The following is a 17,939-nucleotide window of genomic DNA, read 5'->3' as shown; positions in this document are numbered from 1 at the left end:
TTCCCTTATTTTTTTATATCATAAACTGACCCCTGATGAAAACGAATCAACATAAACTTCCCCTAACATTAACCAATAACTAACTTATTCTCCAGCTTCATTCCTATTATTTCCGAATATATGCTATTCCCTTCGAGACTGGTTGTGATGTTCTTCAACAGGGTAATAAGATACAAGAATGAGATAAAGGAGCTGCTAGACATGAACGCAATTGAACTTACAAATGAAGAACTTAATACGTTAAAGAACCGTTTGTTGGAAGAAAAAGAAACCATTCAAGCTCATTTTCAAATAAATCAAGACGGAACAAATTCAGAAGACAATTCGTTACTTGATTCTACGGGAGAATTATCCTCAGCAGATAATCATCCTGCAGATATTGGAACCGAAACATATGAGAGGGCTAGAGACCAAGCTATTGATGATCAGCAATCTGAGAAGCTGGAACAGATCAATCAAGCCCTCAACAAGATGCAAGAGGAGAGCTATGGGCTGTGCGAGGAATGCGGCAAACCGATTCCATACGAAAGACTGGAGATCATTCCTTACACTTCATATTGCATCGAGCATGCTCAACAAGAGCAGCAGGGTGAAATCAGTGAATATCGTCCTGTAGAAGAGCAGGTCATGACCAAACCTCCGAGAGGAGCTGGTGAGATCAGCCAACGAAACGCTGGTAAATTTGATGATGCAGAAGCCTGGAAAGCTGTGAAAGAATATGGAACAGCAGACTCTCCTGCCACGTCCACTAAGCGGGATGTAGAGGATTATGAGGAGCTATAAATATATAATAGATCGGGCCGGATAACGGCCCTTTATTTATGATTTCATGTTTTTCATATGTTCTACGACGGTTGCAAATACTTCATAACTGTTAACGCCTTTCTCTTTGCGCTTCACAAAATACGGCTCGCACAGCTTCACAATTTGGGTGTACAGCTCTTTGGCTTCTTCTTCGGACACATAAATCGCACGGTTCAGCAAATGCACAGAGGAGTGATCTCCTGCGTCCAGGCGCTGAACAAAGCTCTGCTTATTCTGTTCAAACAAAGCCGTAATATGCGATGCATTCTCGGCAGCGACAACCTGCCTCATCGGCTCATCTTCCTCCGTCCCTCGGCTGACAATAATCTCGCCGGGGAAAACCTCATAATATTTCGCTATGATCCCGTTGATTTCTCTTGTCTCCACGAGCGAGAGCAAACCTACCCTTTCAAGCTTCTTAACATGATAATAAACTTTCGCTGGCAGTTCACCCAGCTCGTCTGCTACTTCTTTTACCGTGGCAGGTTTGCCCAATCTATGAAATACGTTTAATATTTGAAGTCGGTAAGGATCGGAATACGTCTTGACTTCCTCCATCGTAGTTAGCACTTTATTATTCATTTAAGATCCCACCTTTGATAAGTGTTGCATTCTATTATATGGTGATGTTCCAGGCAGGTCAAAAATCAAAAAATAACGCCTCCAATGGATCGTTGTTACCAACCAAACAGAGACGTTAAATTTTCTATGCTGTTGTTGTTCTGCGTTAAAGATAGGATCATTTACAGCAGCGCGATGCGTTCGCGGTTCTGTGCAGAAGTAATACAGGCTTCCACTACACGAATATTAAGAAGTGCATCCTCTGTCGTAAAGGGAAGCGGTGTTCCATCCAATATCGCATCGGCGAACGCCTCAGCTTGGAGAACAAATGAGTTGGAAACTGAGATTCGCTCTTCTCTGGACACATCATCTGTATGTATGATGATTTGCGGAGGAATATCGCTGTTCTCCCATCCAAACACTTTTGGAAGCTCGATTCTCCCCTCTGTACCAAGTATTTCAAGCTCAGCTCGGGAGCATGCCCACATTCCGCAATCAAAAGTAAGCGCAACCTTGTCAGGAAATTCCACCAGCCCTGAGGCCATCATATCCACATTGTCATGTTCAGATGAGAACAACGCATGTACCGTAACGGCTTCTGGTTCTTGTCCGAGATACATTCTTGCCGCTGAGATCGGGTATACGCCGACATCATACAAAGAGCCCCCGCCCATTTCCTTCTTGAAGCGCACATTGTCTGTATCATAGCAATTGTTATAAGTGAAATTCGCATGAATCGCTCTTACCTGTCCGATTTCACCGCTCTCAATAATTTCTTGTACCCTTCTATGCTTAGGATGATATCTATACATAAAAGCTTCAGCAAAGACGACCTGTTCCTGATTGCAAATATCAATCATCTGTCTGACCTGCTCCTCATTGAGTGCTGCCGGTTTCTCACACAATACATGCTTGCCGGCTCTCGCGGCTTTAATCGTCCACTCCATATGCATATGGTTAGGAACAGCAATGTAGACAGCGTCGATCTCCTCATCAGCAAGTAGAGCGTCATAGCTTCCGTAAGCCTTGGAAATATCCAGCTCGGCAGCGGCCTCTGCTGCTCTGCTCTCATTACGGCTGGCAATGGCTACAACTTCACCCCGGTTAGAGTTCTGTATTGCAGGAATAACCGCTGTTCTGGCTATCTTTGCGGTGCTCATAATTCCCCATCGGATTTTTTCGCTCATCATTGATCTCTCCTTCCCTACTTACTTTTGTGATATATACAAATTCCTCACTTTAGATATAATCAGTTGGATCAATTTCTCAAAATATTAATAATTGTCCTGTTCCGCCTTCTTCAACATGCCTAAGCAACGGTCCAGATCTGTCTTGACTTGCTTCTTGTATAATCTTGCCTTCTCTTCCCCGTCATCCGTAAAATGATACAAAACGATTTCCTGAAAATCGATTCTAGGATCATTCCCCTTTAGTCTTTTGGTTCGGTAAAAAACCCCTTCTTGCACAAGCTCATGTAACGCTCGGTATACTTCACTCTGAGGCGGGACATAACCAAATCCTTTGAATTCTTCCTTCATGGCCTCAAGCATTTCATAACCATATCCTCTATGCTGCTCTACCATGGTAATTAGGTAGAGTTTAATGAACGCCCGCTGGGATATCATAAAAGCCATGCAAGTATCCTCCTCCCACTTATTTCAAATAACCAACTTTCTCTCATTATAAACGTCTTTTTTCATCTTGACATCCTTCTATTTTTTCACATACCTATTTTAAGACAGAATATCTGACATAAACACGTGATGAATTAGCTCATTAAGAGCAAAAGAAACTAAGTTCAGCTAAATATATTCCACTAATAAGAATTTTTCATATATTGAATTATTAATTATAAGGGGATCTTATCATCGCTTTCATTGTAATGAGATTACATTGGAATGGAGCTCATCCCGCTAAACCATTCATTTCAATTTCCGTTTTTTTACTAATGTGAATTTTTCAGGTTTTGACTAAAGATAATTAATGAGATGAGCTGTCCCTGGAAAAGAATCTGAGCACAAAAAAACCGCTTTGTTTAAAAAGCGGTTTTTAAGCATCTAGAATTTTTGTAATTTCGATAAACCCTCAAGAATCACTTTAGCGCAAGGTTCGATCAATTCTTGTTCCCATCGCTTCCTGCTCCACCCGATCCTCAGGCACTCTGTCTGGACCCGGCATATTATTTGCACGATCATCGTATCGATCCGCGTTTAACGAACGGTTGTCTCTAAACACACCGTAAACATCAGTATCTGCATGTTTTTGATCGACAAGCACAAGAATTTTGCCTTCATCGATATTCTTCTCATATTCCCTTGCTTCATCTTCAGGAATACCGAGACCAACCAAACCGCCGACCAGACCGCCTGCACCAGCTCCGACCGCTGCTCCAGTTAAAGTCGCAGCAATAGGTCCTGCGGCAAGAATGGGTCCAATACCTGGAATGGCAAGCGCACCGACGCCTGCAAACAATCCGGCAAGTCCACCGAGAACACCGCCCGTAGCTGCACCTGTTGCAATCCCTTCAGGCGCTTTTGTCCCTGTCTCGCTCTCAATCGCTCTCTGATCTTCCTTGCTTCTTGTGATCACAGATATCTCTTCGTTTGTATAGCCTTTACTTATCAACTGCTCTATCGCACGAGATGCTGCCTCATCTGTCTCAAATACACCAACTACTTTTTGCTTTGACATTGTTCATTCCTCCTTGAGATAAGTACTTGTTTCTTATTTACCCTTCTCTCGGAGAGCTAAACAGGCCTACGCTTTTACTTGGGCCTGACTCTGCTGGTAGGCACTGCTTCCAGCGGGTTATCCGGCCAGTAGTGCTTCGGATAGCGGCCTTTCAGATCCTTTTTCACTTCAAAATATCCCTCACGCCAAAAGCTTTCCAGATCCTTGGTCACTTGGACTGGACGCTGTGCCGGAGACAACAGGTGAACCGTCAATGGAATCCTTCCATTACCAATCAGCGGCGTACGCTCGAGGCCAAACATTTCCTGGAGTCTTATGGCAATGTAAGGAGCTCCTTGTCCACTATATTCAATTTTAACGCGCGATCCGCTCGGTGCGGTATAGTGAGTTGGCGCTTCTCGATCTAGCAGCTGCCGCTCCTCCCAGGTCAGATTGTCCATGAGGACAGAAGCGATGGATACCTTCTGAAGCTGAGCTGCTGTTCTAATTCCGATCAGATAAGGAGCAAGCCGCTCTGCAATATAATCTACAAGTTCTATATCATTCGCAAGTTCTGGCCATTCCGGATAAGCCCGATGCATGAATTTAATCCGTTCTATCAGTTGCAGCTCAGCTTTGCTCAAGGTCAGCAGGCGAAGTCCCTCCGACTTTATGCCCTCAAGCAGTGCGAGTATGACTCTCTCCTCCGGAGGATCAGGATAGGCCATTTCCTTCAATATAATGGCATCTATGCGCTGTAGTTTTTTAGCACGCACACTTTGCGTTTTAGAATCCCACTTTACTTCGTGCTCGAGCTGAATCCATTCGGGCTTATATTTCATAAGTTCGCTGATTGAGAGAGGCGCCGCAAGCCGGATCAATCCATCCGCACCTTGATCATCGGCCTCAGCAACGACGATGTAATCCCCTTCGTTTCCCAAGGCAGCAGCACCTGCTCCTTGGAAACGTGCACCGCGGCCGCTCGACAATAAGTAGCGGCCGTCCTCTCTTCTTTGCCCAATCCGATCCGGATAGGCAAAGGCAAGCAGTAAGCCGCAGCTGTATTCGTCCATACCGAGCCCATTCTCCGGCTTCTGCCGGTGATGAGCTAGGGATGACAGCAGCTGGCGGCTCTCCTGCAAGATGCGGTGCCTAGCCGCATCTTGAGCCCCTGGTGCCCGCATATGCGCGAGCTGCGGGCGAATGTCCCATCCCGCGGCACCTGCCATGCGGGATGAGCCCTCTGCAAGCAGTGCAGCGAGCAGGCTGGCCTCCTCGGCCAGCCCAAGCTCTGCCGCTTGCAGCAGCATGCTGCCGAGTCGCGGGTGAGTTCCCAGACCCGCGATCTCACGACCTCGGCTCGTAATGGTGCCGAGGTCATCCAGACAGCCAAGCGTACGCAGCAGCAGCTTGGCTTCTTCGTAGGAAGCTGGCGGCGGTGCATCCAGCCAGCTCAGCTCGCCTGGGTCAGACACGCCCCAGGCTGAGAGCTCCAGCGTCAGCTGAGTCATATCCGCTGACAACATCTCTGGCCGTGTGGACTCCGGCCGGGCGTCCTGCTCCATTGGACTCCACAGACGATAACAGACTCCCGGCTTTACTCGGCCTGCACGACCTCTACGCTGATCGCTCGATGCTTTTGATATAGGCCGTGTAACGAGTCTGTTCATTCCTGTGCGGGAAGAGTACAGCGACTCTTTACGCAGTCCGCTATCAACAACGACAGTAATCCCTTCAATGGTAAGACTTGATTCAGCAATCGTCGTCGCCAGAACAACTTTGCGCTCCCCGGGCTTTGATGGCCGAATGGCAGCATCCTGCTCTATAGCATTCATAGAACCATACAGAGGACAGATATGTACAGAGCTCCCTAGATTCATATGCAGCAGCAATCGTTCTGTCTTGTGAATCTCACGTGCCCCCGGCAAAAAAGCGAGGATATCGCCCTCATGCTTACCCAAGCCCTGCTGGATCACATGCGCCATATGATTCTCCAGCTCCGTATTCATGGGCACAGGTACATAGCTTGTGTCCACTGGAAATGTCCTGCCTTCGCAGGTGAGCACAGGAGCTCCACCGAGCAAATGTGATACCGGTTCAGCTTCTAAAGTTGCACTCATGACAAGAATGCGCAAATCTTCTCGAAGGAGCAGCTTGCTCTCGAGCGCAAGGGCAAGCGACAGGTCTCCGTGTATATTCCGTTCATGAAATTCATCAAATATAAGCAGGGCTGTATCTTCGAGCCCTTGATCTTGCTGCAGCAGCCGGGTCAGCACACCTTCTGTCACGACTTCGATCCGCGTATGGCGACTCACCTTCGTGTCGTGGCGAACACGATACCCCACGGTTTGACCGATAGGTTCACCTAGTGCCTTCGCCATTCTTGCTGCCGCATTTCTTGCAGCAAGCCGCCGAGGCTCGAGCATAATGATCTTCTTCTTGCCCAGCCAAGGTTCTCTATATAATTCTAGTGGAACCACCGTTGTTTTACCCGCTCCTGGCTCAGCTATTAATACTGCAGCCGTATGCTCTGACATCGTCCGCTTTAATTCAGGTATGATCTGAACAATCGGTAAAGGACTTCCTTGTTGATGCTCATTATGCATGATATATTCAACTCTCCAATGATGTTAATTTCTAATTTCTAATCTAAATTATTCATCCCCTAATTTACTGCTTATTTTCTCTTCGTAGCCTCGAAGGGAGGGGCTGTGGCTAATCCCCCTTTCTTCCAGCATGATTCTAAGCTTGATTTGTTTTTCGGTCAGCTTTTTGATCATTTGTTCCTTATCTTCTGCTACCTGACATAATCGAATCATCTGCTCTAGGCTAAGGCATTCCTGCTGCAGTTCAAGTTCTGGCGGAAGATATCCTGAATTCTTCAGTATTTTATACGAAGCCCGAAGGTCCTCTGGAACATGAGATAAATCTTCAATCACAAGCGGCTTACCTGCTCCTGGCAGATGATCCAGCTCCCCTCTTTTCATCGCCTCAGCAATCTTCTGTTCAGCAATTCTTGAAAATATACTCACTTATATACCTCCCTTAGTCAGAACTTAGAATCTAATGACGGCACATTAATGCATTTTAGTAATACTGCCCGTGTTCAATCGTTCCTCTAAAAATAACGAAAAAAACCGTTTCCTGCAAGGGAAACGGTCATCTGCTTCAATTCATATAGTTAACATAATCAGCTTAAGAGGGACTCTGCTCCATCGATAACAATCTGTGCACCTGTAATATGCTTCGATTCAGAAGATGCCAGAAAAGCGACCAAGTCCGCAACCTCCTCCGGTTTACCTGGACCATGAGCCAGCGGCTGACGACCATCCGGAAACTCCATCTTAATTGATATTTCATTCAGCTCTTCTGATTTTTCTGTGCTCTGATCAATATTTGTCGAGATTGCACCCGGGCAAATTACATTGACTCGAATGTTAAATTTGGCCAGCTCCAGCGCTGCCATCTTGGCAAAGGCAACCTGACCCGCTTTGGAAGTACTGTATGCACTCATCCCTATATTCGAGAAAGTGTAGTTTCCGTTGATCGAGCTTGTTATAATAATGCTTCCTCCATCATCTTTCTTCATATGGGGAATGGCATATTTTACTGTAAAAAAAGTGCCTCCGAGATTTGTCGTTATGGTGTTCTGCCAATCCTCCACATCAATATCCTCAAGGGGCGCCACAACACCGTTAATTCCCGCATTGGCAAAAATAATATCGATGCCGCCAAGCTCTCTTACCGTCTTCTCTATCGCATCGGCAACACGTGCTGCATCGGAAATATCAACATCATAGGCACGAACTTTTCCCATGCCCATTGCTAGAATCTCTTGTTCTGTTTCATGGGTACGTTTATCTATAAGATCAAATAAAGCGACATTCGCACCTTCCTGTGCCAGCTTAATGGCAACTGCCTTCCCGATTCCGGAACCGGCTCCGGTTACTAAAGCCGTTTTCCCTTGAAAACGTATACGTTGACTTGAAGACATCCTTCTTGGTCACTCCTTAGGCTATAGTATGTACAAAGAGCACATGTGGCTCATACATAAGAATGCCCACAACAGGAGCGTTTTAATAATTCAATCGTTGTATATTTTGAGATAGAATCTAACTTATGTTCCATTCTAACGATGAATACGGTCACTTACGAGGTAAAGCTGATCTCGATAAATGCAGCGTCATCCTCAAGACCACCTGTATGATGCGCATCCAGGAGCACTTGGATCTGCTCGTCTGGCAAATGCAGTCCAATAGGGTCAAGCTCACCCATACCATCCGTATATAGCCTCAGTACAATTTCTTCACCTGATTTGAAGCTTCTCTCATAGATATGTGGCGTTCCACCAATCGGTCCTTGTAATGTAGACCAACGCTCGGATGTAGCCCTTGTCATTTCAAAGAATTGTTCAAGTTCCGTTCCGCTCTGAAACAAACGGATTCTTGAGTCTCCCTGCCAGGCAAGCTGAAGACGGGTGCCTTTTTTTCCGGAGCCAAGCTGAATTCTGCCGCAAATATACATGGACTGGCTGCCATGCCTCTTCTTCGTCTCCAGCACTTCTCGCAGCATAATTGGAACCTTTTCGTGGTGAGCAGCTTGGTATGTACTCAGTTCTCTGGAGGCAGGAATCGTAATATTCGTCAAATATTGATGTAGCCGTGAGACTGACCACTCCTTCGTCTCCAGCATCCACCCATGCAGTGCCTTTCCTAAATATCTTGCGGCAAAATCACCATAATAACTCATAGAGACCCCATCGCACAGAACAAATGTACAGATATCACCTTCTACATGAATTGCTGCAAAGTCTTGACCATTATCCCCATAGGTTGCCGATTCTGCGGCCAGCCCATAACCATAACGACACATAAGCCGACCTTTATAGGAGGTTAGGGGATGATCTGCTTGCTGTGAACTGACAAAGTGAAAATTCCCTTCCGGATGTGCTTTTTCATGACCAGGCATAGACATTCGCAAAGATTTCACTTCTTAACTCCCCCTTACCTAACCGGCGTTGCCGCTGACATTTGAAATCCGATGGATACAAGTTCTGCACAAGTCCCTGGGAGCATCATCAACGAGCCCGGGGCAAGCAAATAATCCGCCTCTACGAGCATTTCCCTATAGCTCTCCGGAAGAGGCGAAGACATCTTCTTCAATTTTTCTCCATGCTCATCTTTCAGTTCTGTGTCCTGTGAAATTCCAGTCCATCTTCTCGGTTCTGGTATCGGTGCACTTAGCAGATGATCCGAAATGAAGATGTTTTCGATAAGGACATTCCCGTCAGGAACACTCATATTCATAATTCGTCTGGCAATCGGCTCCGGGTCTTCTCCCGTTGCGACTCCGTCTGTCATGTGACATATCAAAGGGGCAGGACAATCCTGCATAAAGGGAAGCTCAGCCTGCAAGATTTTCTCTGCCTGAAGAAATGCTTTGGCCGAATCTGAGAACCGCATCGGAGTTAAATCGGGAATAGAGCCAATCGCCGCAATTTCATCTATTCCCTTAACGCCTCCAAGCAGATCATACACATCATCACTGTACGCAAGAATTGCAATTCGATACCTTGGTGTCAGTCTACTTCCTTTGGTAGAACGAAACACCATTTGACGTATGGCAAGTGACAATGCTTCGTACACGATGTCCATTCTTCTGCGATTATCCATCATCATATTCATGGATGCACTTATGTCAATTAAATAAATGATGAGGGCCGGCGTTCTCTGAGATGCTTGTATCGTATAGTTCATTACCGTTCATTCACCCCTAGTTTAAATATCAGGCAATTTATAGCTTCTATTTCTAATAAATTTATAGATGTGCGACTTACGCTGTCCCACTTTCCCAACTCCGGCAAAGTATTCCGCATCCTGATTGTACAGCTCCATAAAGGCGTTTGCGTGATTTCTGGCAGATTCAACCTTGCGTCCTTGCTGTGCATTATAAGCTAGATTGTAATAGGCAATAAGCTGCTTCACATTCTGGGCACGTTTCTGCTTGAGTGCCGCCTTCTCCTTCGCTGCTTTTTCTGCCGCTGCTTTTTGGGCTTCTTTTTCTGCTGCAGCTGCAGCGGCCGCCTTAGCCTGAGCCTGTTTCGCTTCTTCCGCCTTTGCTGCAGCCTCTTTCGCAGCTGCTGTTTCAGCTTCAGCCTGGCGGGCTTTCTTCTCTTCTAGCTGAGCTAAATATTGTTCATATTTGGCTTGCTTATCATATTTCGCCTGCAGAGCTGCCTTTTCCTTAGCCTTCTGCTTCGCTTCAACTTGAGCTAAATATGCCTCATATTTCGCCTGCTTTTCATATTTCGCCTGCAGGGCGGCTCGCTCTTTCTCAGCGGCCAGACGAGCCTTTTCTTCCTCAGCTTGCTTCAAGGCAAGCTCAGCTTCTTGCTTTTTCTTATTCTCTTCAGCAAGCTTTGCCGCTTCCTCTGCTTTCTTCGCCTTCTCCTGCTTCTCAAGCTCTGCCTGACGCTGCGCCTCAAGCTGCTTCGTTTCCGCCTGCTCTGCCAGTGTATGCATTCCTGGAATTGCAATGATGCCGATTAACAGCACCGCTGCTCCAACAATAACGGCTTTTCGACTACGGAATTTAGAGAAGCGAGAACTCTTGGGCTCATCTGATTCTGTAGGCAAGGCATCTTCAATTTGACTGATCGCTGCTGCAATCTCAACATACAAGGCCGTTCCAGGCTTCTCCAAATGCAATGCTGATTTATATAAGTCAAGGGCAGCATTCTGCTCTCCCTTACTTTCTTTAATGGAAGCTTCCTGGAGCAATCGATCCAGCTGCTTCTTGTCGGTTCCTGAATTCGCTGAATAAGTGAGACCTGCGAGTGCTGCCTCCTCCTCATGAGATGAGACGGAGCTGTTCCCATCTTCAGCTACCGTCGTTGCCGCTGTTCTCCCAACAGGGCTGTCATCTTCTGTTCCTGTGGAAACACCTTCTGTACTGGTATTCTGTACGGGAACATCATTCAGATCAATAGTCGATATGGCTACTAGCCATTCTCCAAATGTAGGGCAGCTGCTTAGATCCTGACTATGCCATGCTCTGCCGAACAGTTCTGCAATTTTGGATCCGAACCTGGATTCAAGTGATTGCTGGAGCTTGCGATATCGCTCACAGCTCGTTTGAAGCTCTCTCTGATCGAAGAAGCTTTCTCCATAAGTTCGGTTTACTATCTCGGGGTCACTGAAGCCAAGCATTTCTGCTAATATGACCGCTCCGGCAAACCGGTCAGCGTAGCTGCTCCACAGACCGCTATTTACGATCCGGTGAGCAGCATAGCCAGCTGAACCCGCAAGAAGTGCATCAGGCCGATCCATCTTTGGACTATATAGCTGCTCTACGTCGACTAATTCAACGGCTGCAGCTCCTTCAGGCCGTTCTACTTCGGAAAAAAACGGAACTAGGACGTTAGGCGCTGAGAGATCACAGTGTGCGATGCCCCTCTGTTCCATCGCTGAACCTATGCTCGCAAGCGACGAAGCTAGAATAAGGCTCTCTTCCGCCGTCAGCTGCTTCTTGTCACAGATGATATCAAACCAGCTGATGCCATCGACCCAAGGCATGAGCACTGAATATAGAAGATCTCCGTGCTCACTTATTAATTTTCCGTTTCTTTCAGGAGTGAGCACGTCTCGTTTACATACTTGCAAACCTGATATTTCACTGTATTTCTCCATTTGCTCCGATTGATATACCATAGCCGGAACACGGAATTTAGGAAAGAACACCTTCAGGGCTTTTGACTCATATTCCTGCCCATTCAGTGGCACTAGTTTATATACAGTGCCTTGCCTTCCTGTTTGTGCGTAAGCAATTCCTGAAGCTGCCGGATGCTGTCCTACCAGATATTTCTCACCATGAATAAGGATCTCATCACCGGGTTTAGGTTGAAAAGACATGAACATCCCTCTCTTTTAACGTTGTGATGCAAGAAAACCGGAAGTTTATGAAAACTCCCGGTTTCCTAAGTGATTCAATTTCATAACTCATTAAAAAGGTGAAATCAAAACTATTTATCCTCTTGATAAAAGCAGCTAAAGGTATTATGAAATGGATTCAAATAATATACGTTCAAATAATTCCGTATTAGCGGGATTGGTCAACCTGACGGAATTTCGCAGCAATTGCGGTTAGTTCTTGGCTGATACTATTCAATGTTTGAACAAAGCTCTGCATTTGCTTGCTCGCTTCTTGGAACTCTTGGAAGAAACGTTGTTTCGTCATACCTTCCCATTGTCCTTCCATTCCATTGATGGATTGAGTCAAGCTGGAAACGATCTGTTGACTTTGTTCACCGCTTTGTTTGAATTGATTTGCCACTTGGTCTACCTGTTCTGGGGATATTAAAATACGTCCTGACATAGTAGGGACTTCCTCCTTTTTCATCTGCAAATATTTAGGTGAAGCACATGAAAATTGTACCAAATGACACGAACCGTGTCTAAAGTCATTGGTCCTAATTGTATATCACCCAGAATCGAGCCTATGAAACTGCTTATAACATAGAGTTGACAAAATTCTCAACCGACCTTAGCTCCTAGAGAAGGGTCCGTAAACTTCCACCCTGCAGGGTTCAGTTCGGTTGCTAACCGCAGGGTCCCCATATCGCTTAACTGATCATCAGGGCTCCAGGATTGCTGAATGGCCATGACAGCAGACCTAGGATTGGAAACCGAAAATACTAAGGGCTTATCGCTCTTGATAGATTCCAGGTACTGAGATTGCAGCATACGCATCGGTGAAACGTTTGTGAAATCAACATGAGTTAAAAATGAATGGTAATCTTCGTCAGCGAGCTTGAAATTTTCCGCCTTGCGTAGCAGATCAGAGCCGAATCTCTCAAGTTCCAATTCAATATGGCCGGCGAGCTGCTTCGACCTCATCCATTCATATACAATTCCCTCATGAACGGCGGTATCGCCTTCTATTCTACCAAGGGCTTGTTCTAAACCAACAACAATTTGCTGAATTTGCTCCGCCGCATGCTGTAGCTGCCCACTAAGCGTCCGAAGCACATCCGGTTCCACACGAATGCGCATATACATCACCTTTCTTCATGATCTGCTGGCTGTATCAGCCACTCTAGAAGCATATCCTTAAAGTCTCCTTGACCCATAGGTGTAGCGATGAGCCAATCACCTTTACCTACTGTACTCATACGAAAAAGCCAGTTCATAGAGTTGCTGGAGATAAAAGCAGCGGACTGTGAATCCCATTTCTGTCCAGTCCACACAAGCAGCTGAAGCTCCCCTTCAGTCTCTTGATGGATTAATGTATGGGCCAAAGCTGCTGCTCCCTGGAAATCGTAGCAAGCCTCCGACAACTGGCCGGTCAATGACTCTTCATCAAGAATTGAGTCATTAACGATCTCAAAAAAGCGCTTCTTTGAGAACATCAAAGCCGGAATATCGTTCTTTGTGTGCTCAGTTCCCCATTTAATCTTGCTCATAACCGATTTACAGGCCTGTTCAACATTGCCCAGGTCTGATAACTGGCAGGTATAGGGCTCCTCTTGTGTCCGGATCAATTCCACTACGCGTTCATTCGTGCAGTGCAGATATCCTTTATACTTCGCTCCTCGCTTCTTCTTTATTTCGAAACGGCAAGCTCTGGAGGACAAACCTGCAATGGCTACTCTTGAGAACACGGTTGGTGTCATGATGAGTTCACTGGAGTCTTGATCTTGGGTCAAATACCCTTTAGTTAATAACTCTTCTTTGGTATTCTCCCATTCCATTACGATATCCTCTGTCAGATATCCTACAAACGGGTCCTCAATACCAAGCAATCGATCAGAACCTATGATCCCTGCCAGAAAGAACAGTTCCTTCTGTTCCAGTGTTACTACTTTCTGTTTGGAATGATTAACCGTCAACATTATGAGCCACCTCCCTTCAAACTACAACATGCCATCGGTTGCGAATTTTTTCGATCCAATCGGCACGTTCCATATTGTTATTCCATGGCAGTGCTGCTTTAATCCTGGAAAATCTTCTTTTTACATAGTACCCTTGTCCTGCAGGCAGGACTTTCAAACCACCCGAGGCCGTATTCGATTCCGAAAAAGGAATGCGGAAGAACGACAAATCGTTAGGGTCTAACGTCCCGAACAACAGTCCGCTTTGTGTTGCTTTAATATCCGTCACCCAGTCGGCACCGAATGTTGGGAAATCTGCGGCAACCCCCGCGATAATAACATGTACTCCACGATCTCTGCCTTGACGTACAATAGCAGCAAGTTGATCTTTCATCGTAAAATCATTCATCTGCTTCGCTAGTGTATCAGCATCATCTATAAACAATACAATCTCTGGGCCACAGCGATCCGCTCTAAGTCTCATGACCATATCATATACTTCCTGTATTAGCGGGCCCAGCTCTTCATCCCTAGAGGCATTCTTGCGAATATGAGGCAGATTGGAAAGCCGGCTTAAACCTTCTTCCCCATACCTCGTATCAATGGAATATATGTGCAGTTCATCAGGACTATAGTGGTAAGCCAAGGACAGCATCCATGTCAGCATAAAGCTGGTCTTACCGCTCTCGAGTGGGCTTGCAACCATAAAGTGCGGTCCTTCACGAAGACTGATATTAAACACTTCAAGGTCATCTGTCATGAGTCCAACGGGCACATTAAATATATCTTTTTGTTCTTGACTCCGAGTAAGTTGTGTATTCTGCAGCACTTCTGCTAGCGTAAAGACTTCCGGAAGCGGTTCTATCTTCTGCGGTGTGGCGCCTGTGTAAGTATGATTTACGGTTCCAATCATTGTTCTTAGTTGATCCGCTCGCTCTGCCTCATCTAGACCGGACACAGGCAGAACCGTTTGGAACTCAAGTGGAGGTACATGCCCTTTAACAAGTCCTCGACCAGGAGGATAACCGTTAGGGACACGTGCCGGTCTTCCAACCGCATAATAATAATCGCTCGGATCAGCCATTTCAAAAGAAACCGCATTGGTTATATTGCTTCTGATCTTCTCGAAAATGTCTGTTATACGATTGGCTGTGACTACAAATGTAACTCCCAGACTTAGACCTTCTCGCATGAATATCTCCAGCTGTTCATTCTCATCCGGGTAAGAATTTCTAAAGGATAAGTAGCCGTCTATACATACGATAATCTGAGGCATGGTTTGTCCCGTGCTTCTGCGATAGGCTGTAACGGTCTTGACACCTGCTTCTGCTATTAATTCTCTCCTATGTGTGAAGACTTTGGCTAAATAACGAAACAGCCGTTTAATTCTGTCATCATCCTCAGCAGACATTACTCCTCCAATTTGCGGAAGCTGTCTAAAATCACGCATCATTCTGCCCATATCAATAACATATCCATGCCAATTGCTGCAGCTTCTGGCAAGCGACATGATCATCGTCTGTACAAAAGTTGTTTTGCCAAGGCCAGGCATTCCGTATACCGCAAGATGACCTTGACCTAAGTTAATGGACATTGGTACCTGCTTCTGATTCGTCAGATCATCTACAATACCGACAACCGGTTCAAGTTGGTCCGCAGGGGCAGAGTCTGAACTCTCTGAGACTGAGCCATCCATAACCAGCTCTTCCCATCCGATGACTTCTGGTAATGGAGGAAGCCACGGGCCTTGTAATCTCTCAATCCCAGCTTGCTCGGCTACCTCTGAAATATGATCAATAAAGACTTGAAGCTGCTTGGAGGAGCCTTCCGACTGCATCATGGATACTCTCTCCCCCGTTAACAGAGGCTCTCGCTTACCATTTAATCTAACTTCCATAAGTGGAAGAGAAGAAGCACTATCATCGGTATGTGAGGTATAAGGTGCCCCACTCCATGCAAATTGCATTTCTTCAAATACTTCGTCACTGCCGACCTGAAAATAACCGCGGCCCGGCTTCGTGATCCAGGCGGCATTCGGAATTTTGATCATATCCCGGCTGTCTCCCTCGCTTTGAACCCGTAAGCAGATTCTGAATCTAGAGTTACTCCAGATCTTGTCATCAACGACACCGGCTGGTTTTTGTGTGGCCAGAATCAAGTGAACGCCTAATGTTCTGCCTATGGCAGCAATACTAATCAGCTCATCCATGAATTCCGGCTGCTCCCGTTTCAGCTGGGCGAACTCATCAATTATGATAACTAGATGCGGCAGTGGGTCGGCATGGTTTGAGCCCAGCCATTTATAATACTCATCAATATGCTGCAAATTCCCAGCATCATTCAGTATTTTCTGCCTACGCATCAGTTCTGCACGAAGTGATATTTTTGCTCTTTCCATTAATGATTGGTCAAGATTCGTAATCGTCCCGACAACATGAGGCAGCTTCTCAAATGTGTTGGACATTCCACCGCCTTTATAGTCGATCAGCATAAACGCCAAGTCATGCGGGTGAAATTCGGAGGCTAGAGATGCAACGATAGATTGGATTACTTCACTCTTTCCCGATCCTGTTGTTCCGGCAATTAATCCGTGAGGACCGTGCCCCTGTCGTTCTATCTTGTCATGAAGGTTAAGATATACTCTCTTGCCGCCAGCCCTTACTCCCATTGGCACAGGCAATGTGTTGGGAAGTCTGTTCCGGGTCCATCTGTCAGCGACATCAAGCTGTTCCACCCTGGATACTTCCATCATATCGAATAAAGGAAGCAAGGGAGGTATTTCAGAAGCAGAGGAGCGCTTCAATCGAAGCGGCGCCATATTTCGAGCACAAATCTCCGCCTCGGATCGTGTCATTCGATCGGGTACAAAAGCCTGATGTATGACATCTGCCTGTTCGGTCTTCTTGGAGTAGCTTCCTTCGTTCTTACCCGCCTCAACAACGAGCTGACAATGCATAGGCAAATGCTCTTTGCGGGAAGCCAGTATAATCGTACAAGTTGTAATAGCTTCAGGATCTTCCAGAATCAGAGGCAGCAAAGGTTCTTCTTCAATAATGTCTCGCTCGGACATAAGAACAACATACACTGGTATGTCTGGTCCTCTCTTACCTCTCTCTTTCCTGGAATTCTTACGGCGGTTCAGCGTCGTGTATAGACTATCTGCCAGCTGATGGGCACCGCTGTGTCTGTCAGCCATAAACCGCTGTCCGCGTTCATCATCCCAAATGTGAGGGAACCAGCGCATCCATTCAAATTCCTCAGCTTCTTTTTCTTCATAAAAAGCAGCCAGCTTGACCTCATCCGGCGAATGTCTTGTCGTAATCTGTGTAATAATCACACGGAGCATAGATAGGACATCCTCACGATCTCCTACAATACCTACAATTTTTGACTCGTAGATTGGCAGTGCAATGGATGCACCTTCGACTGACACAAAATCTTCAGCCAATTCATGAGCAGCCTCGATCAGCGGTTCCCGCTCATAACCATCAAATCTTGGAGGAGCAATTGTAATTCGAAAAGGTTCAGCACCTATACCGGCGCGCACGGCCAGAAAATCATCATCATCGGGTGAACGCTCCCATAAAGAGCTGTGTCTGTTCTTTACTATCTGACTGCACACTTCAGGATCCCCATGAATTTCATGGGTAATCTGAACCTGCCTCGCGGCTTCTCTCTCAAGCTCTTCACGATGCTTTGCAAGCTGCGATTTGTACATTTCTTCTCTCTCTACGAGCCTCTTATGATATTCTTTTTTATTGCCGAGGTATACAAAGAAAGGAATCGTATACGTTGCCAGCATCATTGTCATCATCACCATTTGAATGGTCATGTAACTACTGTTACCAAATCGACCAGTACGGCTCAAATAAAAATAAAGTCCCACCGTAGCCAATGTCATAACTAGCGGTATAATTAATGAAATCATCGAGAAAGAAGGTTTGCTGGGCTCAATCGGAGGACGCAGAATCTCCAATGTTTCCTTCTTGAGCACTTCCTTCATCCTCGGAGAACGCTGATACAACACGTTCAAGAA

15 protein-coding genes are annotated in these 17,939 nt (G+C 46.1%); 1 reads left to right on the top strand and 14 read right to left on the bottom strand.

Annotated features, from left to right (window positions below):
* Positions 1-201 precede the first annotated feature (201 nt).
* Complete coding sequence (locus tag BM415_RS05395) at positions 202-783, top strand: TraR/DksA C4-type zinc finger protein (RefSeq protein ID WP_091155405.1); 582 nt, start codon at positions 202-204, stop codon at positions 781-783.
* Positions 784-819: 36 nt separating this feature from the next.
* On the opposite strand, the gene BM415_RS05390 is transcribed toward BM415_RS05395, so the two are convergent.
* From BM415_RS05390 to essC, 14 genes are all read right to left on the bottom strand, one after another.
* Entirely contained in the window at positions 820-1,386 is a 567-nt protein-coding gene (locus BM415_RS05390) for an ArsR/SmtB family transcription factor (protein ID WP_091155403.1), read from the bottom strand.
* Positions 1,387-1,547: 161 nt separating this feature from the next.
* Complete coding sequence (locus BM415_RS05385) at positions 1,548-2,552, bottom strand: Gfo/Idh/MocA family protein (RefSeq protein ID WP_091155401.1); 1,005 nt, start codon at positions 2,550-2,552, stop codon at positions 1,548-1,550.
* An 87-nt stretch (positions 2,553-2,639) separates the two neighbouring features.
* Entirely contained in the window at positions 2,640-2,999 is a 360-nt protein-coding gene (locus tag BM415_RS05380) for a replication termination protein (RefSeq protein WP_091155398.1), read from the bottom strand.
* A 463-nt stretch (positions 3,000-3,462) separates the two neighbouring features.
* Complete coding sequence (locus BM415_RS05375) at positions 3,463-4,056, bottom strand: general stress protein (protein ID WP_091155396.1); 594 nt, start codon at positions 4,054-4,056, stop codon at positions 3,463-3,465.
* A gap of 74 nt (positions 4,057-4,130) precedes the next feature.
* Complete coding sequence (gene hrpB / locus BM415_RS05370; protein WP_091155394.1) at positions 4,131-6,641, bottom strand: ATP-dependent helicase HrpB; 2,511 nt, start codon at positions 6,639-6,641, stop codon at positions 4,131-4,133.
* Between the two features lie 48 nt (positions 6,642-6,689).
* Positions 6,690-7,067: a DnaJ family domain-containing protein gene (locus BM415_RS05365; protein ID WP_091155391.1), complete on the bottom strand. Its 378-nt coding sequence runs from the start codon at positions 7,065-7,067 to the stop codon at positions 6,690-6,692.
* 158 nt (positions 7,068-7,225) lie between these two features.
* Complete coding sequence (locus BM415_RS05360; RefSeq protein ID WP_091155389.1) at positions 7,226-8,029, bottom strand: SDR family oxidoreductase; 804 nt, start codon at positions 8,027-8,029, stop codon at positions 7,226-7,228.
* Between the two features lie 155 nt (positions 8,030-8,184).
* Positions 8,185-9,024: a hypothetical protein gene (locus BM415_RS05355; RefSeq protein ID WP_091155387.1), complete on the bottom strand. Its 840-nt coding sequence runs from the start codon at positions 9,022-9,024 to the stop codon at positions 8,185-8,187.
* 14 nt (positions 9,025-9,038) lie between these two features.
* Positions 9,039-9,791 (bottom strand): vWA domain-containing protein, encoded by a 753-nt coding sequence (locus tag BM415_RS05350; protein ID WP_091155385.1) that lies wholly within the window; start codon positions 9,789-9,791, stop codon positions 9,039-9,041.
* A gap of 21 nt (positions 9,792-9,812) precedes the next feature.
* Complete coding sequence (locus BM415_RS05345) at positions 9,813-11,945, bottom strand: hypothetical protein (protein WP_091155382.1); 2,133 nt, start codon at positions 11,943-11,945, stop codon at positions 9,813-9,815.
* Positions 11,946-12,132: 187 nt separating this feature from the next.
* Positions 12,133-12,408 carry a WXG100 family type VII secretion target gene (locus tag BM415_RS05340; protein ID WP_047909612.1) on the bottom strand — a complete coding sequence of 92 codons (276 nt, stop codon included), beginning with the start codon at positions 12,406-12,408 and terminating at the stop codon, positions 12,133-12,135.
* 158 nt (positions 12,409-12,566) lie between these two features.
* Positions 12,567-13,085, bottom strand: coding sequence for a WXG100 family type VII secretion target (locus BM415_RS05335; protein ID WP_139236949.1), 519 nt, complete (start codon positions 13,083-13,085; stop codon positions 12,567-12,569).
* Positions 13,086-13,090: 5 nt separating this feature from the next.
* Positions 13,091-13,924 (bottom strand): hypothetical protein, encoded by an 834-nt coding sequence (locus tag BM415_RS05330; protein ID WP_091155377.1) that lies wholly within the window; start codon positions 13,922-13,924, stop codon positions 13,091-13,093.
* Positions 13,925-13,940: 16 nt separating this feature from the next.
* Positions 13,941-17,936 carry a type VII secretion protein EssC gene (essC, locus tag BM415_RS05325; protein WP_091155375.1) on the bottom strand — a complete coding sequence of 1,332 codons (3,996 nt, stop codon included), beginning with the start codon at positions 17,934-17,936 and terminating at the stop codon, positions 13,941-13,943.
* Between the last annotated feature and the right edge of the window lie 3 nt (positions 17,937-17,939).

Source organism: Paenibacillus sp. 453mf, assembly GCF_900116105.1.
GTDB lineage: Bacteria > Bacillota > Bacilli > Paenibacillales > Paenibacillaceae > Paenibacillus > Paenibacillus provencensis.
Note: the sequence above shows the minus strand (reverse complement) of the source record. Positions and strands in the feature narration are given on the sequence as shown.